This window comes from Acidiferrobacter thiooxydans (assembly GCF_003333315.1).
Classification (GTDB): domain Bacteria; phylum Pseudomonadota; class Gammaproteobacteria; order Acidiferrobacterales; family Acidiferrobacteraceae; genus Acidiferrobacter; species Acidiferrobacter thiooxydans.
This window is the reverse complement of the sequence record NZ_PSYR01000001.1, coordinates 205,553-229,612: the sequence shown is the minus strand read 5'-3', so window position 1 is coordinate 229,612 and position 24,060 is coordinate 205,553. Positions and strand designations below refer to the sequence as shown.

Annotated in this window: 23 protein-coding genes; 10 read left to right on the top strand and 13 right to left on the bottom strand. The window is 66.0% G+C overall.

All coding sequences use genetic code 11. The features are described 5' to 3' along the window. Position 1 precedes the first annotated feature (1 nt). Together hemN and C4900_RS01165 are read right to left on the bottom strand one after the other, a co-directional pair. On the bottom strand, positions 2 to 1,375 hold the full coding sequence (gene hemN, locus C4900_RS01170) for an oxygen-independent coproporphyrinogen III oxidase (RefSeq protein ID WP_065969157.1): 1,374 nt from the start codon (positions 1,373 to 1,375) through the stop codon (positions 2 to 4). 72 nt (positions 1,376 to 1,447) lie between these two features. Then, complete coding sequence (locus tag C4900_RS01165) at positions 1,448 to 2,911, bottom strand: UbiD family decarboxylase (protein WP_065969158.1); 1,464 nt, start codon at positions 2,909 to 2,911, stop codon at positions 1,448 to 1,450. A gap of 104 nt (positions 2,912 to 3,015) precedes the next feature. Here C4900_RS01165 and ubiT point away from each other — a divergent pair, with 104 nt between their 5' ends. The 3 genes from ubiT (at position 3,016) to C4900_RS01150 (ending at position 5,643) form a co-directional block, all read left to right on the top strand. Continuing rightward, positions 3,016 to 3,450 (top strand): ubiquinone anaerobic biosynthesis accessory factor UbiT, encoded by a 435-nt coding sequence (ubiT, locus tag C4900_RS01160; RefSeq protein WP_147267095.1) that lies wholly within the window; start codon positions 3,016 to 3,018, stop codon positions 3,448 to 3,450. A 131-nt stretch (positions 3,451 to 3,581) separates the two neighbouring features. Beyond that, positions 3,582 to 4,241, top strand: a complete 660-nt coding sequence (locus tag C4900_RS01155) for a class I SAM-dependent methyltransferase (protein WP_211306704.1) — start codon at positions 3,582 to 3,584, stop codon at positions 4,239 to 4,241. A 109-nt stretch (positions 4,242 to 4,350) separates the two neighbouring features. Continuing rightward, on the top strand, positions 4,351 to 5,643 hold the full coding sequence (locus C4900_RS01150) for a hypothetical protein (RefSeq protein WP_147267094.1): 1,293 nt from the start codon (positions 4,351 to 4,353) through the stop codon (positions 5,641 to 5,643). A 114-nt stretch (positions 5,644 to 5,757) separates the two neighbouring features. Here C4900_RS01150 and C4900_RS01145 read toward each other — a convergent pair whose 3' ends face one another. From C4900_RS01145 to C4900_RS01120, 6 genes are all read right to left on the bottom strand, one after another. Then, entirely contained in the window at positions 5,758 to 6,627 is an 870-nt protein-coding gene (locus C4900_RS01145; RefSeq protein ID WP_147267093.1) for a hypothetical protein, read from the bottom strand. A 270-nt stretch (positions 6,628 to 6,897) separates the two neighbouring features. Then, positions 6,898 to 8,463 carry a lipoate--protein ligase family protein gene (locus C4900_RS01140; RefSeq protein ID WP_114282151.1) on the bottom strand — a complete coding sequence of 522 codons (1,566 nt, stop codon included), beginning with the start codon at positions 8,461 to 8,463 and terminating at the stop codon, positions 6,898 to 6,900. Further along, complete coding sequence (gene ubiV, locus C4900_RS01135) at positions 8,460 to 9,344, bottom strand: ubiquinone anaerobic biosynthesis protein UbiV (protein ID WP_065969163.1); 885 nt, start codon at positions 9,342 to 9,344, stop codon at positions 8,460 to 8,462. The genes C4900_RS01140 and ubiV overlap by 4 nt, the downstream gene beginning before the upstream one ends. After that, on the bottom strand, positions 9,341 to 10,348 hold the full coding sequence (gene ubiU / locus C4900_RS01130) for a ubiquinone anaerobic biosynthesis protein UbiU (RefSeq protein WP_114282150.1): 1,008 nt from the start codon (positions 10,346 to 10,348) through the stop codon (positions 9,341 to 9,343). The genes ubiV and ubiU overlap by 4 nt, the downstream gene beginning before the upstream one ends. Further along, positions 10,342 to 11,277: a TIGR01212 family radical SAM protein gene (locus tag C4900_RS01125; RefSeq protein WP_114282149.1), complete on the bottom strand. Its 936-nt coding sequence runs from the start codon at positions 11,275 to 11,277 to the stop codon at positions 10,342 to 10,344. The genes ubiU and C4900_RS01125 overlap by 7 nt, the downstream gene beginning before the upstream one ends. Next, a complete protein-coding gene (locus C4900_RS01120; protein WP_114282798.1) occupies positions 11,252 to 11,920 on the bottom strand; it encodes a TatD family nuclease-associated radical SAM protein in 669 nt (222 codons plus the stop codon). The genes C4900_RS01125 and C4900_RS01120 overlap by 26 nt, the downstream gene beginning before the upstream one ends. A 146-nt stretch (positions 11,921 to 12,066) precedes the next feature. Here C4900_RS01120 and C4900_RS01115 point away from each other — a divergent pair, with 146 nt between their 5' ends. The 3 genes from C4900_RS01115 to C4900_RS01105 are packed head-to-tail and all read left to right on the top strand — an operon-like array spanning position 12,067 to position 14,950. Further along, the gene (locus tag C4900_RS01115) at positions 12,067 to 14,067 is read left to right on the top strand and encodes a ribonucleoside triphosphate reductase (RefSeq protein WP_065969166.1); all 2,001 of its coding nucleotides are present in this window, start codon (positions 12,067 to 12,069) and stop codon (positions 14,065 to 14,067) included. Positions 14,068 to 14,081: 14 nt separating this feature from the next. After that, positions 14,082 to 14,264: an anaerobic ribonucleoside-triphosphate reductase gene (gene nrdD, locus C4900_RS16820; protein WP_114282797.1), complete on the top strand. Its 183-nt coding sequence runs from the start codon at positions 14,082 to 14,084 to the stop codon at positions 14,262 to 14,264. Further along, a complete protein-coding gene (locus C4900_RS01105) occupies positions 14,261 to 14,950 on the top strand; it encodes an anaerobic ribonucleoside-triphosphate reductase activating protein (RefSeq protein WP_065969168.1) in 690 nt (229 codons plus the stop codon). The genes nrdD and C4900_RS01105 overlap by 4 nt, the downstream gene beginning before the upstream one ends. A gap of 74 nt (positions 14,951 to 15,024) precedes the next feature. On the opposite strand, the gene C4900_RS01100 is transcribed toward C4900_RS01105, so the two are convergent. Genes C4900_RS01100 through C4900_RS01080 form a run of 5 tightly spaced genes read right to left on the bottom strand, consistent with a single transcriptional unit; the run spans position 15,025 to position 18,642 of the window. Continuing rightward, positions 15,025 to 15,501, bottom strand: a complete 477-nt coding sequence (locus C4900_RS01100; RefSeq protein WP_083995659.1) for a CopD family protein — start codon at positions 15,499 to 15,501, stop codon at positions 15,025 to 15,027. Next, on the bottom strand, positions 15,498 to 16,703 hold the full coding sequence (locus C4900_RS01095) for an NnrS family protein (RefSeq protein WP_170132366.1): 1,206 nt from the start codon (positions 16,701 to 16,703) through the stop codon (positions 15,498 to 15,500). The genes C4900_RS01100 and C4900_RS01095 overlap by 4 nt, the downstream gene beginning before the upstream one ends. Continuing rightward, entirely contained in the window at positions 16,690 to 17,979 is a 1,290-nt protein-coding gene (locus C4900_RS01090) for a hypothetical protein (RefSeq protein WP_065969170.1), read from the bottom strand. The genes C4900_RS01095 and C4900_RS01090 overlap by 14 nt, the downstream gene beginning before the upstream one ends. Beyond that, positions 17,976 to 18,218 carry a DUF2249 domain-containing protein gene (locus C4900_RS01085; protein WP_065969171.1) on the bottom strand — a complete coding sequence of 81 codons (243 nt, stop codon included), beginning with the start codon at positions 18,216 to 18,218 and terminating at the stop codon, positions 17,976 to 17,978. The genes C4900_RS01090 and C4900_RS01085 overlap by 4 nt, the downstream gene beginning before the upstream one ends. Continuing rightward, positions 18,211 to 18,642, bottom strand: a complete 432-nt coding sequence (locus C4900_RS01080; protein WP_147267091.1) for a hemerythrin domain-containing protein — start codon at positions 18,640 to 18,642, stop codon at positions 18,211 to 18,213. The genes C4900_RS01085 and C4900_RS01080 overlap by 8 nt, the downstream gene beginning before the upstream one ends. Before the next feature lie 214 nt (positions 18,643 to 18,856). On the opposite strand from C4900_RS01080, the gene C4900_RS01075 reads away from it, so the two are divergent. The 4 genes from C4900_RS01075 to C4900_RS01060 all read left to right on the top strand — a co-directional run bounded on the left by C4900_RS01075 (position 18,857) and on the right by C4900_RS01060 (position 24,006). Further along, positions 18,857 to 19,519 carry a MarR family winged helix-turn-helix transcriptional regulator gene (locus C4900_RS01075; RefSeq protein ID WP_065969173.1) on the top strand — a complete coding sequence of 221 codons (663 nt, stop codon included), beginning with the start codon at positions 18,857 to 18,859 and terminating at the stop codon, positions 19,517 to 19,519. Beyond that, positions 19,516 to 19,995 (top strand): hypothetical protein, encoded by a 480-nt coding sequence (locus tag C4900_RS01070; protein WP_065969174.1) that lies wholly within the window; start codon positions 19,516 to 19,518, stop codon positions 19,993 to 19,995. The genes C4900_RS01075 and C4900_RS01070 overlap by 4 nt, the downstream gene beginning before the upstream one ends. Before the next feature lie 687 nt (positions 19,996 to 20,682). Next, on the top strand, positions 20,683 to 21,417 hold the full coding sequence (locus tag C4900_RS01065; protein ID WP_114282145.1) for a helix-turn-helix domain-containing protein: 735 nt from the start codon (positions 20,683 to 20,685) through the stop codon (positions 21,415 to 21,417). Positions 21,418 to 21,723: 306 nt separating this feature from the next. Further along, the gene (locus C4900_RS01060; protein ID WP_147267090.1) at positions 21,724 to 24,006 is read left to right on the top strand and encodes a beta-propeller fold lactonase family protein; all 2,283 of its coding nucleotides are present in this window, start codon (positions 21,724 to 21,726) and stop codon (positions 24,004 to 24,006) included. Positions 24,007 to 24,060 lie beyond the last annotated feature (54 nt).

The following is a 24,060-nucleotide window of genomic DNA, read 5'->3' as shown; positions in this document are numbered from 1 at the left end:
CTTAGACGACGCGGGAAAACCGCCGGCGATCGGCGATGAGCAGGTAGCGGTCGAAGACCGCGCACACCGCGCGCACCAGCATCTGGCCGCGCGCGGTCACGGCAATCTTGCGGTCATCTATCTCTACCAGGCCGTCATGGATGAAGGGCTCGAGGTGCGCCAGTTCGGAGGCGAAATAGGTGGCGAAGCGCAGTCCGTGACGGGCCTCGACAGCCGCCACGTCGCACTCCATGTGACACAAGAGATCGTTGATCACCTCGCGACGTAGCTCGTCATCGGCACTCAATTCGAATCCGCGGCGCACGGGCAGCGTCCCTTGATCGATGAGAACCTCGTATTCCTTCAAGTCCCAGGCATTCTGGCTGTAGATCGCGCCTATGCGGCTGACGGCCGAGGCCCCCACCCCCAGGACATCGAGGTGCCCGCGCGTCGAATATCCCTGGAAATTGCGCGCCAGGGTGCGGTCGCGCTGGGCCTGCGCAAGCTCGTCGTCGGCCTTGGCGAAGTGGTCGAGCCCGATATAGACGTAGCCGGCGCCGGCCAATGCCTCGGCAGTGCCGCTCAGGATGGCGATCTTGGTCAGGCCGTCAGGGAGCTCGGCGGCCGCGATGCGGCGCTGCGGTTTGAAGCGTTCCGGGAGATGCGCGTAGTTGAAGAGCGACACGCGGTCCGGAGCGATCTCGAGGAGACGGTCGAGTGTGAGCGCGAAGCTGTCGCGGGTCTGGCGCGGCAGGCCATAGATGAGGTCGACGCTCAAGGAGCGAAACCCCAGGGCGCGCGCGGTCTGTGCGACATGGCGCACCAGCGCGAAGGACTGCTCGCGGTTGATGGCGCGCTGCACGGCGGGGTCGAAATCCTGGACCCCCAGACTCAGACGGTTGAATCCGAGGGAGCGTAGCAGCGCGAGCGTGGCATCCGAGGCATGGCGCGGATCGATCTCGATCGAATACTCGCCGCCATCATCGGCACGCAGCGCGAAGCGCTCGGCTATCGCACACATGAGGGCATGCATCTCGTCGTGGCTCAGAAAGGTGGGCGTCCCGCCGCCCCAGTGGAGCTGATCCAGGGGTGGGCGCGCACCGAGCCAGGGCGACAACAACGCGAGCTCCCGGGCGACGCGCGCCACATAAGGTCCGGCGCGGTCGTGGTGCTTCGTTATCGTCTTGTTACAGGCGCAGTAATAGCATACGGACTCGCAGAACGGGACGTGCACATAGAGCGACCACGGGCGATCCGCCGGTCGGGCCGCGAGCGTACGGCCCAGGTCATGGGGACCGAACTGGCTATGGAATTGCGTCGCCGGGGGGTACGAGGTATAACGCGGCGCCGATTCCCCATAACGGGCGACGAGTGAGGCATCGAAAGCGTCATTCATAAGCTAACCCTAAAACATGACGGTAACGCCCGCGTCCCTCGGTACGCCTTGATCAATATCAACCCGAGCCGATCAGATCCCCAGGGCCGCGCAGATGTCGGCCACCGCCGCCTGCGCCCGGGCGTCGGGCTGGATCGGTCGACCCGCAGGACGCGTGACCTCGGGTGGCCGCTTCAATGTGGCGTCCAGGCCCATTTTACCGCCCAGACCGGCCTCGGGGCTCGCGAAATCCAGGTAATCGATAGGCGTATTCGTGAGGATGACCGCATCGCGCGCGGGATCGGCACGGGTCACCAGGGCCCATATCACCTCCGACCAGTCGCGAATATTGATATCGTCATCGGTCACGATCACGAATTTGGTGTAGGTGAACTGCCTGAGGTAGGACCATACACCGAACATGATGCGACGTGCGTGGCCGGGATAGCGTTTGCGAATGCTCACCACCGCGACCCGGTAGGAACAGGCCTCGGGGGGCAGATAAAAGTCGGTGATCTCCGGGAATTGTTGCTGCAAGAGCGGTACGAAGACCTCATTCAAGGCGCCGGCCAGCACCGAGGGCTCATCGTGCGGTGAGCGCCCCATATAGGTCGTTTGATAGAGGGGGGCATGACGGTGCGTCACGCGCGTCACGGTCATGACCGGGAAATGATCCTGGGCGTTGTAATAACCAGTATGATCGCCGAACGGCCCCTCCAGGGCGGTATCGCCTGGGGCGATCACCCCCTCCAGGACGATCTCGGCGCGCGCCGGCACCAGCAAGCCGTTGCCGGCGCGCGTCAGTTCGGTGCGCGCCCCCCGCAAAAGACCGGCAAACTGATACTCGGACAGGGTGTCCGGGATGGGCGCGACCGCGGCTATGGTCAGGGCCGGATCCGCGCCTATGGCCACGGCCACGGGAAACGGCTCGTCTGGGTGCGCCTCGCGAAAGCGCGCGTAGTCGCCGGCCCCGCCTCGATGCGCGAGCCAACGCATGATGAGGCGGTTGCGACCGATCAGTTGCTGACGGTAGACCGCGACATTGTGCCGCTCCTCGCGTGTCGGCTGGGTGATGACCAGGCCGAAGGTGAGCAGCCGCCCCGCATCCCCGGGCCAGCAGTGCGAGATCGGCAGGGCCTCGAGATCGACGGCCGCGCCCTCCTGGACGCACTCGTGGACCGGCGCGCCGTCTTCCACGATGCGCGAGCGCGCCGCCCACAAGCGACCGATGATGGGGAGATGACGAATGGCCTCGCCGGTGCCACGCGGCCAGCGCGGCTCCTTGATTCGCCCGAGCAGCTCCCCAAGCGCACGCAAGGCGGCGCTATCGTCGAGGTCCATGGCCTGCAAGACGCGTTCCCGGGTCCCGAACAGGTTACCGACCACCGGCACCGTCCCGCCATCGACATGCTCAAACAGCAATGCCGGCCCCTGGGCCACGATCGCGCGCCGGCAGATCTCGGTAATCTCCAGATGGGCACTAACCGGCGCGGCCACGCGCGCGAGGAGCTTCTGGCGCTCAAGGTGCGCGAGGAATTGGCGCATGTCGGTAAACATTCTGGCGGCATCGTAGAACGAGGTCCGTGCCGGCCCTTTGATCCAGCGCAAAGCATTTGACGCGCGTCAATCCATGGGATCCGCGAACGGCGAACAATGGCGGCATGACGCTTCTGTCCGATCTGGTCTCGCAAACCGCGCCCCGCGCCCTGGATATCGGGGCCAAGGTGCTGCCACCGCCGGCGATTGCCTTGGCAGGCGCGCTCGTGGCGAACGCCTTACTGCTGTCGGACCATTCCCTGGAGGCGCTGTCGGGCAAGCGCGTGCGCCTGGAGATCACAAATCCGCATCTTGCGGTCGGCTTCGTGATCCGGAGCGGGCGCCTGTGGCCGGCCCCGCCGATCCCGTGGACGACGTGCATACGCGGGGAAATGCGCTCCTTTCTGGCGCTCCTCCTGCAGACCGAGGATGCCGACGCGCTGTTCTTTGATCGCCGGCTATGCGTAGAGGGCGATACCGGCGTCGCCCTGCAACTGCGCCACGCCCTCGAGAGCGCGATCTATCGCCACAAAAAGCGTCTGCGCTCCCTGTTTCCCTAAGAGATTCAACCCCTCGTACGCGCCGGCTGTCACACGGTCGTTGCAATTGCAGGCTCATGCTATATGCTTGAGCAATAAGCCAATGGTCGTACCCCGTCAGTCCTGGGACGACCGAACGGGGGGATGAGTACATGCACCGGACGACGATCGATTCCGGGAGGCCGGAGAGCTCGATGCAAGGGCTGTCGTGGTGGAAAAAGACGCTGGGGCGTGTCGCAGGATCGGTATTTCCGGCCGATCTTCGGCTTTTTGCCCGCGCCATCTGTTCCGGACCGCAGGCGGTGGGCGCCGCCTGTCCGAGCTCGAGGCGCCTGGCTGACTACATGGCCTCGCAGGCCGTGGCCGCATCCAAAGGCTATATCGTCGAACTGGGTGCGGGGACCGGGGTCGTGACCGCCTCGCTGCTGGATCATGGAGTGGCCCCTGAACGTCTCATAGTTGTCGAAAAATCGGCGCTTTTGGCTGCCCATCTCAAAGAGCGCTTCCCCGATGTTGTCGTCCTGGAGGGTGATGCGGCGGACCTTGCGAACCTGCTTGGTTGGCGGGCGCAGCGCGTATCGGTCGTGGTATCGAGCCTGCCCTTAAAATCCCTGCCAAAGAGCACCGTCGATCAGATCGGCTCGGCCCTGGACGCGGTGCTCCCCAAGGGCGCCACTTTCATACAGTTCACATACAGCCTGCGCTGCCGCGCCATCGACTGGGCGCAGGAAATCACCTGCCTGCACTCGCGCACCATATGGCGCAACGTGCCCCCGGCGCGGGTGAACGTGTTCGCCTGGGGAGACGGGTAGGGCGAGCGCGACGCGCCATTGGGCACGCGGGCGGCGGATCTACGATAGGGAGGGCGGGGCCCCGGTACCAATAATGTACGGGAGCGACCCACGCCGGGAGACGGTACGTATGGCTGAGGGACGTAAGGGCATACTGCCCTATGGTGTGGCCACGCTATGCGTGCTGCTGGCGCCGGCAACGGTGCGGGCAACGGACGGTTTCCGGCCGGGCCTGTGGGCCATCACCACGACCTTCAGCGGGGCGATGGCCTTTACGGGGCATGGCGATTACTGCCTGCGACGCATCGGGCCCGTGGCCGCCACCATCGGGGACCTCCGCGGGGTCCAGGGCCCGCGCGGCCCCGTGTCGGTTCAAGTTCACCGGCGCGCGGGTATGACCACCGTAATCTGGGGCGACCGGCTCCAGATAGGGGCGGCCCTGACCGTGGACCACGGACGGGACCGCTTTAGTGGGCACGGCCAGGACCTCATCTATCGGGGGATCTGGAAGCGGACGCAGCGGATCGACGGCAGCACGTCCGTGACCCGCGCCATCGCGCGAGGACACTGGCTGGGCCGGCAGTGTCCGAAAACCATCGGGCCCGAGACCCTCTCGTCGCCGACACTCTCGAAGCTGAATGCCCAGATCGCCGGGCTCGCGGCGGCGACGCGTGGCGCAAACGCGGCACTGGCGGCAGGACAGGTGGCGCTGGCGCACGAAAACACCCTGATCGCCCGCCAAAAGGCCCGCCTCGCGCGACTCCTCCGGACCGCCCCGGCCCCGCTGCCGACCGCGTCCGCGACACCCACGCCACAGGCAGCGGCGGTGCCCGCAAGACCCGCCGCGCACCCGGTCGCGACACCCGCCCCTAAACCGCGCCCGTTACCGGAGCTCTTCCGGCACCCACCGAGCACGCCGCAGGGGCAGGCCGATCTGCGCCGCGCCTGGGCACAATTGCGGGCGAGTGCCGCCGTCCGTCAAGGGGCGCCCGGAAGGCCGGTCGCCCTACAAATCGTGTTCGACCCCGACGAGCCGTTCTGCCATGCGCTGTGGGTCAACATGCAGGCCTTCACGAACAGCCCGGTAGTCATCCGCTGGGTGCCGGTGGCGCTGGTACGCGCCTCAACCATGGGGAAGGCGGCGGCCATCGTCACCGCCAGCGATCCAGTCAAGGCCCTGGCCTATGACGAGGGGCATTTCAACACCCGCCTCTGGAGCGGTGGAATCCGCCCGCTCGCGCGCGTCTCGCCCGCGCTTCGCCAGACCATCATCGGCAACACACGGCTGGCCGTGCACCTCGTCTCGTATATCCCCTTTATGATCTACCGGGAAAACGGCCGGATGCATTTTCTGGGGGGCGCCGCGAAAAGGGCGCAACTCGCCACCCTCCTGCAGACACTGGCCCGGCAGAAGGGCCCCTGACATACGACCCGCCGAGACGCGATCCCGCGCCCGCATGGGCCGCGCGGCGGGGTGACACTGAACCTGAGGATCCCACCGGGCGCCGGGGCGAGCCCTCCCGGCGCCCGGCTTATATCAAAACAGGAAGCGCGCCCCAATGGCGTAGTTCGTGACCTCGGTCTGACTGAACGGCTCGCTTTTTGCCAAATGGGGAGCGACCAGCACGAGAGGGCCCGCCCCATACTGGAACTCGGTGAACGTGGCGCTCACGAACACCGCCTCGTGACGTCCGATAAGATAATCGACATCGAAGCCTGCGCGCCGCCAGGGCTTCGGGCCCAGGCCCTCGGAGAACCCGTAAACCGGCGCCGGCGCCGATATGGTCGGATGGATGGTGCGGCCGTAGGCGAGGTTCAAACTCGTCACCAGCCGCCGGAAGAGTCGCACCTGCCACAAAACACCGAAGGCGGCGTACTGGTTGCGGTAACTCTCGTAATAATTGTAGGGGGCCGTGGGACTCGCGGGCTCGCCGCGCGCCCAGTGATGGAACCCGTAGCCGATATAGGGGATGAGCATCATGTCATTGGCGACCATGAAGCCCTGGCCCAGGCGCAGGCCGATATCCGTCATCTGGGCGTTCTGGGACTCGGTGAGCGGACTGGTGGTACCATTGCTATACTGGATTGCACCGACGTAGGTCAGGCTGCCATCGGTCTGGCTGTAGGAGACATGGAAATAGACATTGCGCACACCGGCGGTGCGCATGCCTGACATCGCGAAGCGCCCGCCCTTGATGAACCCCGAGTCTGTGTCGAAATAGGCACCATTAGGGGGGGAGAGTCGCTCGCCGTACTCCACATGGCTTTGGAGGAACGCGAGGCTTGCGTTGTTGTTGTAGGCCGCGAGCGCACTCTCCCCGTGGATACGGGCCTGGGCGCCGGCCACCAGCATAAACCCGGACAGCGCGGCATAGACCGCACGTCGTCCGCTCAATCGACACGTCATGGATATCCCCCTGTTGCGCAAACCGTCATGTGGATTATTGTGACCCTGCCCGCCCACCTCACGCCACCGCACCATTCCGCCCGGTCTCCGGAATGCCCTCGCGTTCCCCACAGTCAGCGCAGGCCCGGGAATCCTGTGCGCCCTTGCCCTCTCAGTGTAGAACATGCCGACGGCGCGTCCAGCGGTTGGCGGGCCACCGATCCTGCACCGTGACGGGCCCGGGACACGCAAGGTCCGGGAGGCACGACCCGGCGGCCGCATGGGGAATCATCAACGACCCCGCGAAGGCTCGGGGGGCTTATCCTGCGCCCGGGTCGCGGCCGTTGCCACAGGAGTGACCGCCAGCCGATCACGCCAGTCCAGGAGGCGCCCCAGAAGCCGGGCATCCACGAACGCCTCGGCCTCGAAGCGCCCGGCATAGGCGGCCTCCTCCTGGCGCAGCGTGTAGCAGGTGTCTCCGCCGATATCCAGAAAGACCGCGGGGACGCCGGCCTCGATGAAGGCGTAGTCGCGCTTTAGGAAAAAATCCGTGCAACACACCCCCAAAAAGGCGCGCGCGCCACGGTCTCTCAGGTCGGACAGGACGGCACGCAGGTGCTCGTAGCGGGTGATGGTAATGACCGTCAGATTGCGTTCGCGCGCCAGGCCATAGGCCTCGCCCACCGCGCATTGCCCGCACTCCGGACAACCGTCGCGATGCCGCCACTTGCACCAGGCAGGCTTGGCGCAGTAGGGCAGCAACACGGCATCTATGGAGCCCAATACGGCCTCGATCGTGGCCGTGCGATCGGGGCTGAAGGTACTGATCTGCGTCGCCGCCGCCAGGCCCAGGTGTCGGCCGATATGAAATCGCGCGGCGCACAAATGGCCCAGATAGACGATATCCGCAGCCTCCACACCGACGATGTCTGGGGGTGTCTCGCCCAGCGCTGTAGCGAGCGTAGACTCGGCCCGCGTGATGTCGGTGGCGGCGAGCGACGCCTGCAGACGCGCCAGGAGATGGCCGTCGAGACACACCACGCTGCCGCTGAAACGGGCCTCGCGTATGATCGCCCCGGGATCGAGCCACGCGTCCAGATAGAGCACGCCGCCCGGGGTCTTCAGGAACGCCTGAACGTCCGCGGGGGGTCTGTCGTCCGGCGCCGCGCACGGGGTCTCGACCAGGGGCGGGGGCGGCTCGCACTGCCGTGTACGACCGAGGACCTGGGCCGTCTCGACGGCGATACGCGCGGAGAGCGGCCCCGACCGGAGATCGGGGACCAGCGTACGCAGCGGCGCGAAACGCTGGCGCGCCGCCAGCAGGCCCTGTTCGGAGAGCTTTTCCAGGGGCAGCCGCAAGGTCTTCAAGAGCTCCTCGACATCCAGCGCAAGCGGCATGACCACCTCGAACAACACCACGTCGGCATCTCGCCGGGCAAAGACGCAGGCCAGCTCGCGCCCGGCTACGATGATATCGTTGGGGGCCGTGAACACTGCGTCGATGCCGTACCCGCGGATGGCGGCTAGGAACGGCGCTGCCAGCGCGGACATGAGGGTAACCGGCGCCATGGTCGCGTACGGGCCGGCGGGCAGGGCGAGCACCGCGATCAGGGTGTCACGATCAAGGGACAGGCTGACGCCGCCGGTCAGTCGCCGCACCACCGGGAAGCGATCGCCGATATATGAAAGACGCAGCGCGCGACGCGGGTCCTCGAAGGCCCCCACGAGCGCGCAACGCGCCAGCCTCACAAAGCCCAGCACGGCCTCGCCACGCGCCGCCCGCGTAAGCTGCGCGCGCTCGTAGTCCGGGAATTGCGGGGGCGCAAGGTGACGGACGTCGTGCCAGAACAACTTCATGGGGCGTGACTACGACCTGCGAGGCCGCGCCAGTAGCCGTTGGCATTCAGGCCCCCGGTCAAGGGCGAAAGGCGCGCCTGGGCCTCGCCGAGCGGGTAACGCCCATCCAGGACACCGCGAAAAGCATCTATGACAAGCGCCGTGTCGCGGATCTCCGGCATGATGCGCAGGATATCGACGCCCGCCTCGCGCATGGCATCGATCTCGCCCAGGACGTTGATCGGATGCGCGGCATGGATCTGGAGGCCATTTAATGTGAGAAACGCGTCGTCTTCCTGGGTCCGCACCAGGACTCCCTCGGGCTCCTGCTCACAGATCCATTCGCAGTGATCCTTGCCGCGATCGGCATTGCGGGCACTGAAGCACCGCGCCGAATAGGCAAGCGCCGGACGACCGAAGGCCAGCACCTCACAGTCGAGGCCGGCGGGACCGCCGGCACGCAAGGTGGCAAGCGCCGCCCCACTCAATTCCACGGAGGCCACAAAGCGCTCCGCCCCGGCCTCGGCGAGGATGGCCAGGGCGTCTTCGTTATAGACGTTCAGGGTTGCGCCTGCGACAAACCGCGAACCGCGGCACAAGGAGACCGCGCTCATGTCGTTGGCCTCGACGAGATAGCGGCCGTTCGCACACAACCTCCGGGTGGCCTTGAGCTCCGCCTCGCCATCGACCAACACCAGACTCGAAAGCACCACCTCCTTGCCATGATCGGCCAGGCGATCGGCAATGGCCAGCCATTCGGCGAGCGTCGGGCCGCGGCGCTTGTAGCATACGGTCTCGCCCAGATAGACGATGTCGACCGAGGTGGATGCGATCATGGCGTAGAAATCCGCGACCGCATCGGCCGGCCAGAAAAACGGTATGGGCGCGAGTGCGAGCCTCATCGCCACGGCCTATGAAACGCGCCCAGGGTCTGCTGGTGGCCTTCAGACAGGGCCGCGAGCCCCGCGGCCCATTCCGGCCGGACGGTGAAACCCGCCGGGTCGCGGGCACAGGCATCGAGGGCGGCGCGCATGATGGCGGTGACGCGCGCCACGTAGGATGGTGAGCGCTGCCGGCCCTCGATCTTGATGGCGCGCACCGGGATGCGTGCCAGATCGGCGAGGATCGGCAACACGTTCAGACTGGTCGGCTCTTCGAGGGCGTAGGTCACGCGGTTGTCGACTTTGAACCGCCCCTTGCAGATCGTGGGATAACCGGCCTTCTCGGTCTTTTCGAAGGCATCGATCAGGATGCCGTTCAAGCGCACGCGCCGGCGTCCACCCTGTTCCTCCCAACGGACTGCAGAGGCCGGTGAGCACGCCCCGCAGGTGTTGGGTGAGACACCGGTGGCATAAGAAGACAGCGCGCAGCGCCCCTCGACCATGACGCACAGGCCACCGAACGCAAACACCTCCAGGTCCAGAGGCGCGCCGGCCGCGAGCTTGACGACCTGATTCAAGGCCAGGACGCGTGGCAGGATGGCGCGCGTGGCCCCGAAACCCTCGGCATAAAACCGCAGGGATTCGGCATTGGTGGCCGAACCCTGGACCGACAGGTGACGCGGCACTGCGGGGTGGTGCTGGGCACAATGACGCAAGACCGCGAGATCGGCGGCGATGACGGCATCGACACCGGCGGCAATCGCCTGGTCGGCGGTCTGCCGCCATAGACCGACCCGCCCCGGCTGGGCATAGGTATTCAGCGCCAGATAGACCTTGCGCTTACGATTATGGGCATAGCGGACGCCGGAGGCGAGCTCGCTTTGTGTCAGGTTGAGACCCGGAAAGTTGCGCGCATTGGTCTCATTGCGCAACCCCACATAGACGGCATCGGCGCCATGATCGACCGCCGCCTCCAGGGCCGCCAGGGTCCCGGCCGGGCACACGAGTTCCGGTACTGCTACCATGATGAGACCCCCTCGCAGGCGAACACCCCCTGACGGGTCCCGCGCCGCGCCAGTTCGGCGGTAATGGCATTCAACACCCGCCACTTCCCGATGCACCAGTCCGGGGCCAGGAGCAGGGCGGCCTTGGCGGTCCCGGTGAGACGATGGAAGGCGACATGACGGGGTGTGCGCTCGACGAGATCGGCGACGATACCGACATAAGTGGGCAGGTCGAGCGGCACAAGCCGGCCCGCGCGGAAGTCGTGGGCGAGGCGGCTGCCGCGCACGACATGCAGCGGATGGATCTTTAAACCGGCCACACCCAAGGACAGCACCCGCGCGAGCGTGTGCAGGGCGTGGTCGCGACCCTCTTGCGGCAGGCCCACGATGAGGTGCGTGCATACCGGGATCCGATAGCGCTGCAAGAGGGCGATGGCCTCGCGATACTCGCCATAGCCATGGCCCCGATTGACGCGCGCGAGCGTCTCGTCAAAGCTCGATTGCAGCCCAAGCTCCACCCACACCGAAAGCCCGCGGTCGCGATAAGAGGCGATCAAGGCGACCACGGCCTCCGACAGGCAGTCGGGGCGCGTGCCCACGCTCAGGCCCACGACCCCCGGTACCGCCAGGGCCTGTTCGTAGGCCGCGCTCAGGCGCGACAAGGGGGCGTAGGTGTTCGTGTAGGTCTGAAAATAGGCGATGACCTTGCGCGCGCGGGTGCGCCGGCGGACGCAGCGCATGCCTTCGCGCACCTGATCGGCGATCCCGCGCGCGGCAGTGGCCGGATGAAACGACTTGTTGTTGCAAAACGTGCAGCCGCCGCGCCCGCGCGACCCATCGCGATTGGGACAGGTGAAGCCCGCGTCCACGGTCACCTTATGGACGCGCTCGCCGAATTCCCGGAGGAGCTGCTGCCCGAAGGTCTCAACGAACTCGGAAAGAACCGCCATCGGTCGACTCCAGGGGCCGCGCGCGAAACGCGACATTCCACTCGCGCGCGATACGCGCACACGCATCCACATCCACACCCTCCAGGCCCGCGATCGCCGTCAGGGTGACGCGCGGCACGAATACCCGGCAGCGTGCGGCGAACGCCAACAGGGCGGCATAACTGCCGGCGCGGCTGGGCCGGCACAGGCGCACATAGGTACGCTCATCGGCGGCATTGAGCGAGATCGAGACGTGATCGACGAGGCCGGCGAGCTCCGGGGCCACGTCGCGACCGTGGACGAGGCTTGCCAGACCGTCGGTGTTGAGTCGTATCGGCCGACCCTCGGCACGCAGGGCGGCGGCCACCGCAAGCAGCACAGGCCAGCGCGTCGTAGGCTCCCCCAGGCCACAAAAGACGTATTCGGCACACGGCCCCTGGGCACGCGCCGCCTGTATCACGGTCGCGACCGAGGGCTCATCGGCCGTGCGCAGGCGCAACCGCGCCTCCCCGACCGTCCACAGGCCATGAAACTTGGGACAAAACCGGCAGCGCAGGGTGCAGCGATTGGTGAGGTTCAGATAGACCGCGTCACGCAGGCGATAGGCGACCACGGCCGACGATGAGCACCCGGCGTCGTCCCTCCTTGCCACCGCCGTCGTCATAGACACGCCCCACCCCACCCGCAAATCCGCCATTCCGGGCCTGAAGTCTACGCAGCGGCATGGCCTGGGGAATTGACCCATATCAAGGGGCACGACCGCAATAAGTTGTACTTGTAGTCATCCGAAACACAAGGAGTAGGGTGTCCATGGTCACGAATCCCCCCGATAGCGTACGTAAGCGCGATGGCCGTGTCGCATCCTTCGATGATCGCAAGATCTACTACGCGCTGCTGCGCGCGGGGCGCGCGACCGGCGAGTACGGGCCCGATGAGGCGACGCGCATGACCGAGGAGGTCCGCGATCGTTGCCCCGCCGGGAGCCCGGACGTGGAGACCATCCAGGACCTCGTGGAAGACACCCTGCTCCTCCACGGCTACCGGCGCACCGCGCGCGCCTATATCGTCTATCGCGAGAAGCGGCGATTGACCCGCGAACAAGGCAAGGTCCGCGTCGAGGTCGAGGAGGCGATCACCGAATACCTGGATCGCCGTGACTGGCGCGTGCAGGCCAATGCCAATCAGGGCTACTCGCTCGGCGGGCTCATATTGAGCGTGTCGGGCAAGATGGTCGCGAACTTCTGGCTGAATCATGTCTACCCCAAAGAAGTGGGTGAGGCGCATCGCGATGGCGCCCTGCACATCCATGACCTGGACATGCTGTCGGGTTACTGCGCGGGCTGGTCGCTGCGCACGCTGCTTGCAGAAGGCCTGAACGGGGTCGCGAACAAGGTCGAGGCGAGCCCCCCGAAGCATCTCTCGAGCGCCGTCGGCCAGATCGTGAACTTTCTCGGTACTTTGCAAAACGAATGGGCCGGCGCGCAGGCCTTCAGTTCGTTCGACACCTACCTCGCCCCGTTCATACGCAAGGACCGCATGCGCTACGAGGAGGTCCTGCAGTGTATCCAGGAGCTCATCTACAACCTGAACATCCCCTCGCGCTGGGGGACGCAGACGCCGTTTACCAACCTCACCTTCGACTGGACGTGCCCCGAGGATCTTCGCCAGCAGGTGCCGGTGGTAGGCGGCGAGGAGATGCCCTTCACCTACGGCGATCTGGCACCGGAAATGGCCATGATCAACAAGGCCTACCTCGAGGTCATGGAGACCGGCGACGCCAAGGGACGAGTGTTCACGTTCCCGATCCCGACCTACAATATCACCCCGGACTTCGATTGGGAGGGCGAGAACGTCGAACGCCTGTTCTCGCTGACCGCGAAATACGGCCTGCCTTATTTCCAGAACTTCATGAATTCGGACCTGAAGCCCCATATGGTCCGCTCCATGTGCTGCCGTCTGCAGCTCGACCTGACAGAGCTCCTGAAACGCGGCAATGGCCTGTTCGGATCGGCGGAACAGACCGGCTCACTCGGGGTCGTTACCATCAACTGCGCGCGCCTCGGCTACCTGCATCGTGGCGACGAGGCGGGGCTCATCGGTCACCTCGACCGGCTGCTCGAGCTCGGGCGCACAAGCCTCGAGATCAAGCGCAAGACCATACAGACCTACATGGATCAGGGCCTGTTCCCGTACACGAAACGCTATCTGGGCACGCTGCGTAACCACTTCTCGACGATAGGGGTCAACGGGATCAACGAGATGGTGCGCAACTTCACGGCCGGCGCCATCGATATCACCGATCCCGCCGGCCACGCGCAGGCCTGCCGCCTGCTCGATCATGTGCGTGCGCGGCTCGCCGGTTTCCAGGAACAGACCGGCCATCTCTACAACCTCGAGGCCTCGCCGGCCGAGGGCGCGACCTACCGGTTTGCGCGCGCCGACCGCAAGCGCTTTCCCGGTATCCTGCAGGCCGGGACCGCCGATCGCCCGTACTACACGAACTCATCGCAGCTGCCGGTCGGCTTCACCGAGGATCCCTTCGAGGCCTTGGAGCGCCAGGAAGACCTCCAGAGACGCTACACGGGGGGCACGGTCCTGCATCTCTACATGAACGAGCGGCTATCGAGCGCATCGGTGGCGCGCGACCTCGTGCGACGCGCGTTGACGCGCTTTCGCCTGCCCTACATCACCATCACACCGACATTTTCGATATGTCCGCGCCATGGCTATCTCGCGGGCGAGCACGTGTTTTGCCCGACCTGCGACGAAGAGGCGTGGGCGCGGCGGCGGGCCCTGGCACAGGGCGAATAGACCAGGAGGGAGCTATGGACGGAGCATTAGACGGTAAGGAAGGATCGGGCTACGGGCTGCGCCCGGAGGAACGGCAGGTCTGCGAGGTCTGGACGCGGGTGATGGGCTATCACCGGCCGGTGGCCTCATTCAACGAGGGCAAGAAGGGCGAGCACTACGAGCGCCAGTTCTTCGTGGAGACCAGGCTTTCGGCGTGAACCTGCGCCTGGGCGGCCTCGTGCCCTGGAGCAGTGTGGATTATCCGGGGCGTCAGGCCGCTGTCTTGTTTGTGACCGGCTGCCCGTGGCGCTGCCCATATTGCCACAATAGCCATCTCTGGGCAGGCGAAGCGGGCTTGTCGTGGGCGGCCGTGCGCGGATTTCTCGAGACCCGCGTGGGTCTTTTGGATGCGGTCGTTGTGAGTGGTGGCGAACCATTGGCCCAGGCCACGGCGGTCCACGCGGCGCTGGTGGAGGTCCGTACCCTGGGGTTCGCGACCGCGCTGCATACCGCCGGGGTGTCGCCGCGGCGGCTGCAGACGCTCCTTGGGGACCTCGACTGGGTCGGGCTCGACGTCAAGGGGCCGTTCTCCCGGTATGACGCCATCACTGCGCGTGAAGGCAGCGGCGCGGCGGCGCGCGCGTCGGTCGAGGCCGTATTGCGCAGCGCCAAGCCCCACGAACTACGCACCACCGTCCATCCGGAACTGTTGTCCGATGACGACCTCTTAACCATGCTAAGGGAGCTTGTCGCCATGGGTGCGCGCTCGGTGACGCTGAAGAACTTCCGGCCCACGGGCTGCCCCGACGCACGGCTCGCGGCGACCTATCGCCCGTGGCTCAAGCCCGAACTCGCCACCGAACTCCGCGCGATCATGCCGGGCGTGGTGCTGCCCGATGGCTAGCCTGATATAGGGACACCCCGGCCTGGCAAGTCCGTATGGGCTTTCGCATCAGGATTGCACGTATCGGACCCGCATCATCCGACGCCCTGGACGCCTAACACCGCGGCGGTCACGACGATGAGCGCGAGCGCCAACAAGACCGCGTGAGCGCGTAGCAGCAGGACCCGCGTGGCCTCGCCATCGCGCGCACCGCGCTCGCGCAGGCGACGATGCAGGACCGCCGGTTCGAGCACGAATAGCAGCAGCATGAACAGTGCCCAGAACGCGATCATGCCGTCGAGCCATAGGCCCTGGGCGGTGCCGAGGAGGCTCGCAAGAGACAAGCGCGCCAGCAGGCCGGCACCCGAGGCCCCCACCACCAGCACCAGGACCCGCGCCTGCGAACCGAATCGCCGTTCGATCTCGAGGAATGCCGGGATCCGTTGGGCGGCTGGCAACCGGGCCAGCGCCGGGAGCACCACCGTGGTGACGAAGGCCAGACCACCGATCCACAGCATCACCGACAGGACATGTACGGCGAGCAACATGGGCAGGATCGGGAGACTCGTCACGAGGATGCCTCGCGGTGGGTCGTGGCGAGCATCACCGCATAGCGGGTCGCCCAAGGCAACAGGGCGGCGATCGCGACTGGTGCCGCAAACACGCTCAAATCGTAAGGGGCCAGTCGATCGAGCGCCGGGATGCTGGCGGCGATGCGCAGGACCGCCGCGATCTCAATGCCAAAAAGCGCCACCCAGCTCAAGGTGTCGCTGGCCAACGGGCGACCGGAGTGGCCGCGCGTGACGCGCGTGGCCATGGCGACGATGAGACTCAAGGCAAAGCCGATCCCGAGGGCGTGGAGCGGACCACGTCCCAGGGCCTGGAGGCCCATGGCCAGCCTGGCGTTGCTTGCGGCATAGAGCGCAAAGCCTATCCCCAGCCATGCGTAGCCGGCATACAAAAGCAGCAGGAGGCCATGACGCATGACATCCCGCCGAAACCAGAGGACCAGGTGATACCAGGCGGCTGCGGCGATGGCGAGATCAAGCGCGGCGAGCACGGCATGCCAACCAAGGCTTGCGAGCAAGGCATGACTCGCGGTCGCGGCCAGGAATGCCATGGGGACCTGCGGGTTGGCGAGGGGACGGCGGTAGCCGGTGAGGACCGAGGCCGTGAAAAACGGGATCATGCGATAACTGACCCCAAACAGGGTCGGTATGAGAAAACCAAAGAGGCCGACGCGGATGGCGATCAACGGTGACAGAGGCGACCCGCGCCAGAGCGCGGCGGCATAGAGCAAGAGCCCCGCGACCTCGGCTGTGAGCGTCCAGGTAAAGAGCAGGACCCCGCGGCGCGCCGTCTCGCGGGCGCGGCGATAGACACCGACGAGCGCCGCAACGAGGCGCGCATCGCCCACCGCCATGATCACGGCCCCCAGGACCACGGCGCGGTCTCCGAGGACAAGGCCCGCATACACCAGGATGAGGCCCGCAACCCGTAGCGCGAAGGCATCGCGGTAGGCGCGGCGGGTCGGCGGCGTAGTCTGCATCCACCGCGGGAAGGTGGTGGCAAGAAAGCCCAACACAAAAAACGGGAAGACCCCGTAGATCATCAGGAAGCCATGCAAGGCGACCGGCGAGACCGGCAGGGCCGGCAGGACATAAAGGCCCGCGAAGGCCCCGAGCAACCACAATGCCCAAAGGATCAGCGCCAGAAGGACCTGCGTGAGCCCTCCCAGAAAATACGCGATGTGCGGCGCGTCAAAGAGTCGCATGGGGCACGATGCCGGTGCCGGCGCGTGATAGCCGCTGGTAGAAGACGAGGGCCATGACGAGATTGGCGCCGAGCATGAGGCCATCGGCCATCCACGCCGCCCCCGCGGCCTCGGCGAATGCGTGCGGCCAGGCGATCGCCGCAAGGCCCAGGCCGAGGGCGACGGCGTGCGCGATGGCGTGACGTTTGGTGGCGCGCTCGCCGATCGCAGACGACATCAGGACATGGGGGGCGCCCGGTTGGCGCTGGAGGTGCAGCCAGATGAGGAAGGGCACGATCTTGTAGAGCATGCCGTCGATCAGCGAGACTGCGGCGCCGGCAATGGCCAGAAATCCAAACACAAGCGGTGCCTTCAGTCCCGTCACGATATGCGCGGCCATGAGCCCGCCGACCACAGCCGCGCCGGTCAGACCGGCAAGCCCCATATACCAGAAAAAGGTCATGGCATCGGCGCGCCTGCGGGTGCGTGTCCGAAGACGATGGGCCGCATGTGCGGCGGCGGTGGCGATCACGACCGCCAGGGCGATGCGCAGCACCGCGCCCCACACGCCACCCGCCCAGACATCGGCGGCCCGTATCGCCAGCAACAGGCCAAGAATGAGCGGCCCGAGCATGAGCGATACGCGCGTGGGCCACGGACGCACGCCTTGAAACATCGGCAAGACCTGGGCGGCGACCGCCGCCCATAGCACGAAGACGCCGCCGGCGAGCGCCCACAAGGGATGGGTATCGAGCAACGCGGCGGACACCGGCGCGCCCGCGGCACGTTCGCCGGCCATGATCAGGCCAAAAACCAGCGCCACACCCAGCATGAGGACGGCATAGATCATGGGCGTCATGGTCTTCTGTTTTGGTAATCGCCACAAGGCCGAAACCGCCGAGACCGTAAAGACCGTAGCCGCGAGCGTAAGCGGGATCGCCGCCAGGGCAAAGAGCAACGGCCGATTATCCAGAAAGGCCGCCGCCAGTAGCGCCGCGCCCAGGGCCAAACCCCAACGAACGACGGGTAGGAGCACCGTTGCGTAGGGGAGCCCGACACCGGCGACCACAGGCACCAGCTGAAACACGGCGGTAGTGGCAGTCAGCATCAAAAAACCTATGGTCACGAGATGGGTGGCGGCGAGAAGGCCCGGGGTGTAACGATCGACCCACACGGTGGGGCCGGCGACCATCAGCATGACCCCGGACGCCGCCAGAAACCAGGGCGCCAGAAGAAAGGATCGCAGAACGAGCATCAACGGCGGGGCCTCGTCGAAGGCCAGTCCCTGGGTGTTCATGACGGGCTCGGCGCCGTGCGTGTTATGACAACGTCATAGACACAGTCCTCGCCACGCGCCACGGCCACCGATTCGTAGAGAAAACCCCGTTCGGCGAGCAGTCCGAACAGCGGATACGGCTGCCGGGGCAGGCGCACCCGCACCCGCTCTCCCGGACGCAACGCGGTGGCGGCCTGCAACGCCACCTGCAGCGGCTCCGGGGGCTCGAGGTCACTGGCGTCAATAAAGCGTTCATTCATGGACGACCGTCGCCTCTTTCATGGCCGCAAGCAGGCCCTCGGCACAGTCCGCAAGCAGCTTGTCGCTCATCGGATAGAGGACGTTCTCCTCCTTCAAGTGATGCTGCGAGACGAGCACGGTCAGGGTGTCGAAGAGTGCGCGGCATGCGGCCCCGTGACCGTCCTGCCCCGAGGCCAGCAGGCCGCGAATCGCATCGTGCTCCTGACGCATCACCGAAAGCGGCCCCCCGGGTCCCGTGCGTTGCGCGAACTCCGGAAACAGCACCCGTTCCTCGATCTCCAGATGATGCTCCATGGCCTCGCGAAATCGCGCGAATGCGGCAGCGCCTTGCGGCGTCCCACAGGCGTTGTCCGCATCCTCCATGAGCTGGTCCAGTTCGCGATGCTGGGCCGCCAAAAAGCTCGACAATCCTGTGCTCGACACGGTCTTCTCCTTTTTTATGAATCGATGGGTGTCATTGTCGGGAGGTGGCGGTGAAACGCCATTGCCCTAGGTCAAGACCGGCGGCCAGCGTAAAGCCGCCCGGGCGATAGCAGAGAGTCGAGATGTCGGTGCTCGCCTATATAGTTGCTATAGCAATTATTGCTATGGCACATTGTACCCTAAGGCGCACGGTCGCCAGGAGATGAGCCCATCGATGCCTAAAGGACACTACGCCCGCCGCGGCTCGCAGACCACCAAGGACAAGGACGGCGCGCCACCACACTTTGTCATCGAAGACAGCCTGGGTTATCTGGTCAATGCCGCGGCGCGTCTTTTGGCGCGGGCCCTGCACTCCCGAATCGTGCGTCACGGGGTCCCGATTGGTCAGTGGCCGTTCCTGCTGTTTCTTTGGGAGGAGGAAGGGCTTTCGCAAACGGAGTTGAGCCGCAGGATCCCAATCGATGAGGCGACCACTGTGCGTACCCTGGATCGCATGGAGCGCGACGGTTGGGTGCGCCGGGCCCGCAATGGGCGCGATCGCCGGCAGGTGCAGGTATTCCTGACGAGGGCCGGCCATGCGCTCAAGGCCACCCTCCTGCCGCACGCCGTCGCCGTCAACGACCAGGCCACGCAAGGCCTCAGCGAGGCGCAAAAGGCCCTCCTGAATGCCCTGTTGCGGGAGATTATCGTGCGACTAACCGACGACGATGCCCCATGGCCGAGTCCGGGGCCGACGGGGCGCGCCACGGCGCGGGGCGCGGGTGACACGCGTGCGCCGACGACAGCTGGCGGCAAGGCCGTGAGGCCGAAGCGGTCTGACAGCGCACCGCCGACGGCGGCGCGCAAGGGCCCAAGAGGCCGGGGGACAAGTCGATGACGAGAGTCATGCATGGGATGGCCGCCTTGCTCGCCACCGCCCTGATCGCGACCTTCCTCGGGTCAAGCGTGACCGTCGAACTCGTCGGGCGTCATGGCGCGATCGCGACCGTCAAGCAATGGATCGTGTTCCCGGGGCTCGCCATGCTGGTCCCCGCGCTCGCGCTCACCGGGCTTTCCGGGCTACGCCTTGCGCGCCACCGCCGGGATGCCCTGCTCGCACGCAAGTTACAGCGCATGCGGCTTGTCGCCGCCAACGGCCTTTTGATCCTTACGCCCTGCGCCCTCTATCTGGATGACCTGGCCTCCGCAGGTCGGTTCGATGCGCGCTTCGCGGTATTTCAGGGGCTCGAGCTTTGTGCCGGGTGTGCGAATATCGCGCTCATGGCCCTCAACATGCGAGACGGGTGGCGAATGAGCCGCGGGCACGCGGTGCCGGGCCGACTAGAGAGGACGGAAACAGGGCGCCACCCTTAAAACCCGATATTAGGGACAGCCCGGCACAGCAAGCACGCATGGGCTTTTGGCATCAGACCGGGAGCAACCCAAACGCTGGATTTCCGGGGCGCCATGGGGCATTTTGAGGGGCCCTGGGGGCACCCCCAGGCGAGACCCTCGAGGGGTGCGGAAAACGGGCCCTCGATGCGCTATGGGCCGCCTCCCTGGGGATCCGTGGAATAGTGGCGCGCGGCGCAGGCCGACTGACGAGTGGCGAGACTGATCGCCGTTCCCAATGCCGGAAACGATCGTCGGCGCCCACGCAATGAGACCGGGACGTGCGCGGCCTAGCGGCCCTGCGCCGGGGCGCGGCTATGACTCTGCCCCGGGTGGACACGGCCCCGGTTTCGTCAGGCCTTCCGCGACACGAGGCCCCGATAAGTCCCGCGACACGACGGCCGCGGATGCCGGTCGCGACGACTGCGCGTACCGGGAAGGTCACGGATCAACGGCGGCCCGGCGCCGGAAAGGTGGGCAGGGGGCGTCTTCTATCCCAAAAGGCATAATATCGTTCCCTGACCCGCGAGCGAAGAGTACACTTACGTCCCGTCTCGATAGACCTTGATACTAATCAAAAGTAGCTTATCCTTATAGACCTTGGCAATTGCCTTCTGAGCCGGTGCGGCCGACCGGAGACACCGCACCAATGAAAGGATGACACGACGCATGGCGGTTACGAGTTTCGAGAGCAGCCTGAGACAGCGGTGTTCGAACTGCAGCCTGCGGGAAATCTGCCTCCCCCTGGGCCTGGACGCCGAAGAGCTCGGAAGACTTGATGAACTCGTCAAACGGCGTCGGCGGGTATTCGCCGGCCAACACCTGTTCCGCGCCGGCGACCCCCTGCAAGCCCTGGCCGCGGTACGTACCGGATTCTTCAAGATCTACGAGGTGAGCGCCGGGGGCCACGAACAGATCACGGCGTTTCCCATGGAGGGTGAACTCATGGGGCTCGACGCCATCAGCGCGGATGTCCATCGCGGCAACGCCCTGGCCCTGGAAGACAGCGAGGTCTGCGAGATCCCGTTTACCAAGCTCGAGGGTCTGCTGTCCGACCTGCCGCGCCTGCAACACCAGTTTCATAAACTGCTAAGCGGCGCGATCGGAAACGACCACGGCCTCATGATGGTGTTGGGAACGATGACCGCGGAACTCAAGGTGGCGGCCTTCCTGCTCAACCTCGCCGACCGCCTGGAGGCCCGCGGTCAACCACGCGCCATTATCCATCTGCCCATGTCCCGCGAGGAAATCGGCAACTACCTGGGCCTGAAGCTCGAAACGGTGAGCCGCATGTTCTCCAAACTGCGTGACGACGGCCTCATCGTGACCGAGGGTCGCAAAACCGAGATCCGCAACTATGCGGCCCTGAAAGACCTCTGCCTTCAAGGGTCCGCGCACGCCTAACGGCGGCCCAGCTCAACGTCTTTCAAAGCGGTCCGATAGCTGCTAGGTGGCCGCCCGACCGCCGGGACACGCCGGCCCGTCCTCGCCCCTGTTCGCCATCGCAGGCCTGCCTGAGCTCCGTTCGCCGGTATCCCGTCGGCATGACTTGATGGCCCCTGACCCATGCCCCCTAGGCCTCAAGTCCGAGCGACCTAAGTTTGACAGACCTTCGCTGGATGACGCGCCGGCGGCTGAGCCGTATAACGGCACAGCACGGTCGGTGTACGCGGCCTGGGCAAGACAGTCTACGACAGGAGGTCGTTTATTATGCCATTGAAGGCAAGAATCGCAGGCGCCCTGCTGGCGTGCGCCGTTTTATCCGCCTGCCAAGGAAGCGGGAGCGGTAGCAGCACGTCGTCCTCGGCCACATCCTCGAGCGCCGGGGGCCCGGCACCCACCCCCACCGGTCTTCAGCAATGCCAGGCGGTATCGGCACAACCGGCCGCCACCGCCGTTCCCACGAGTCCCGCTAACGCCCCGACGAGCGGAACGGTGCAGGCCTCGCTCATCCTCGTGCCCTCCGGTACCCACAGCCTCGGGTACTATGTGCGCGACCCCTGGACCGGGGCCTTGGTCGATCGGGGTTATGTGCCCACGGGGCAAGGACCGGATGCCGTGGCGGTGAGTGATGACCGCTATGTGTATGTGGCCAACGGCAAGGACGGGACGGTCTCGGCCTATGCCTGGGAGAGTCAGACCGATCGGCTGACATCCCTGGGGACGGCCATTGCCAGCGGCCCGCAGCCGGCCTCGCTCGCAGTCGTGGGATCCGACCTCTATGCCCTGAACACCGGCAATGACACCATCACGGCCTTTGGCGTCGGCACCAACGGCACCCTGACTGTGATTGGCAGTATCACCGCCAGCGCCCCCCTCACGGGCCTCGTGGCAGGTCCAGGCGTGCTCTATGGGCTTGCCGCCGACGGCATCACCACCTTCAGCGCCGGCAACGGGATGCCCTCCGGGCCCTCCACCACCCCCTTAAACGGCATCGTCGCCGGGGCGACCGATAGTGCCGGGAATCTGTATGTGCTGACGTCGACGGATGTCGTGGCCTTCACGGCCGGTGCCGGCGGGGCGCTCAGTGCACAAGATACCGTACCGCTCCCCTCGGGACTCACCGCAAGCGCCCTCTCAGTCGGCGCAAGCCAGCTGAGTGTCGTGGGCCAAGGGTCCGGGGACACCGAGCTTGTCACGTTCCCGCTTGTAGGGGGCGGCGTGTCGTGTCCCACCTCGGCGGTCCTGGGATCAACCGGACAGGCGACCGGCGCGCTCGTCTCCCCGCTCGGGCATACTGTTTATGTGACCAATGCCAGCCGTGATGAGTTGGTCGCCTATAGCGCTACGACCACAGGTTCGGGACCGGCGCTCATCGCCTCGGCGCGCACCCGGCCCCTACCACAAGGGGTCGCGGGCCTGGTGGCCACGGTCGGCATTGCGCCGCAGAGGCTCTACGTCGTAGAGCAGGCCCCCAATATGATCGCGGGCTATGCGGTGGCGGCCAATGGGGCCCTCAGCGGTCCGGTAACATCCCAAGATGGGGGTAATGGACCGAGCGCCGGCACGATCGCCCCCGATGGCGCGACTTTTTATGCCTCGGATTGGTCAAGCGGTGGCACCGGCACGGTAACCGTCCTTCCGGTCGACAGCCAAGGCCAGCTGAGTCCAGGATCCTCGGTGGCGGCCGGCCAAAGCCCCATGGGCATCGCGGTCGACCCCTCGGGTCGCTACCTGTATGTCGCCAATAGCTGCTACGAGAATACCGGTGGCGGTAATTGTCCCGGAACGATCAGCTCCTATAGCCTGTCGGGCGCGGCCCCCGCGGCGCTTGGCACAAGCCCCACAGACACAAGCGGCCTCTACCCCATGCTGCTCACCGTCGACCCCACCGGGCAGTATCTCTACGTCGCCCAGTACGCCTCGGGCAGCGTGCAGGGCTTTGCCATCGATCAGGACACGGGGGCCTTGACGCCGGCCAATACCATCCCGGCCGGAAGCAATCCCTGGACTGTGATCAGCGGCCCGGCCGGCCGCCACCTCTACGTCACCAACAATCATGCAGGCTCCCCTACGAGCATCTCGATCTATCGCATAGACGCGGCCAACGGTAGCCTCACCCCGGCGACGACACCGACGCTCGCGGTACCCGGCCAGAAGGCCCTTGGCCTTGCCATAGGTCCCAAGGGGCGTCGGCTGTACGTGGCCACCCAACAGGGCACGAGCGGAGGCGCCAACGGCACAGTCGACGTCTTTACGCGAACGAACCCGCTCGCCTCAGGGGTCGGCTGGAATACGACACCGGTAGCGCTCACAAGCGCCACACCCTTTACCGATGCGTATGGGCTCGCGGTCGCCCACAACGGCAAGGCCCTGTATGTGGTCGACAACGTACTCGCCACCGCCAGCGGCTCCGCGCCGCCGGGCAATATCCAAACGCTGTCGATTCCGCCCTTTAGCGAGGCGCGTAATGCCAGCGCCTATGCCTTGCTCGGGGTCACCACCACCGGCAATGACCCCGTCCAGGCCATACCGGGCGGGGGCTTGGGATAAAAACGAAGGCCGCGGGCCTCTCGGGCGCGCGGCCGGGACAGGGCGCGGACAGGG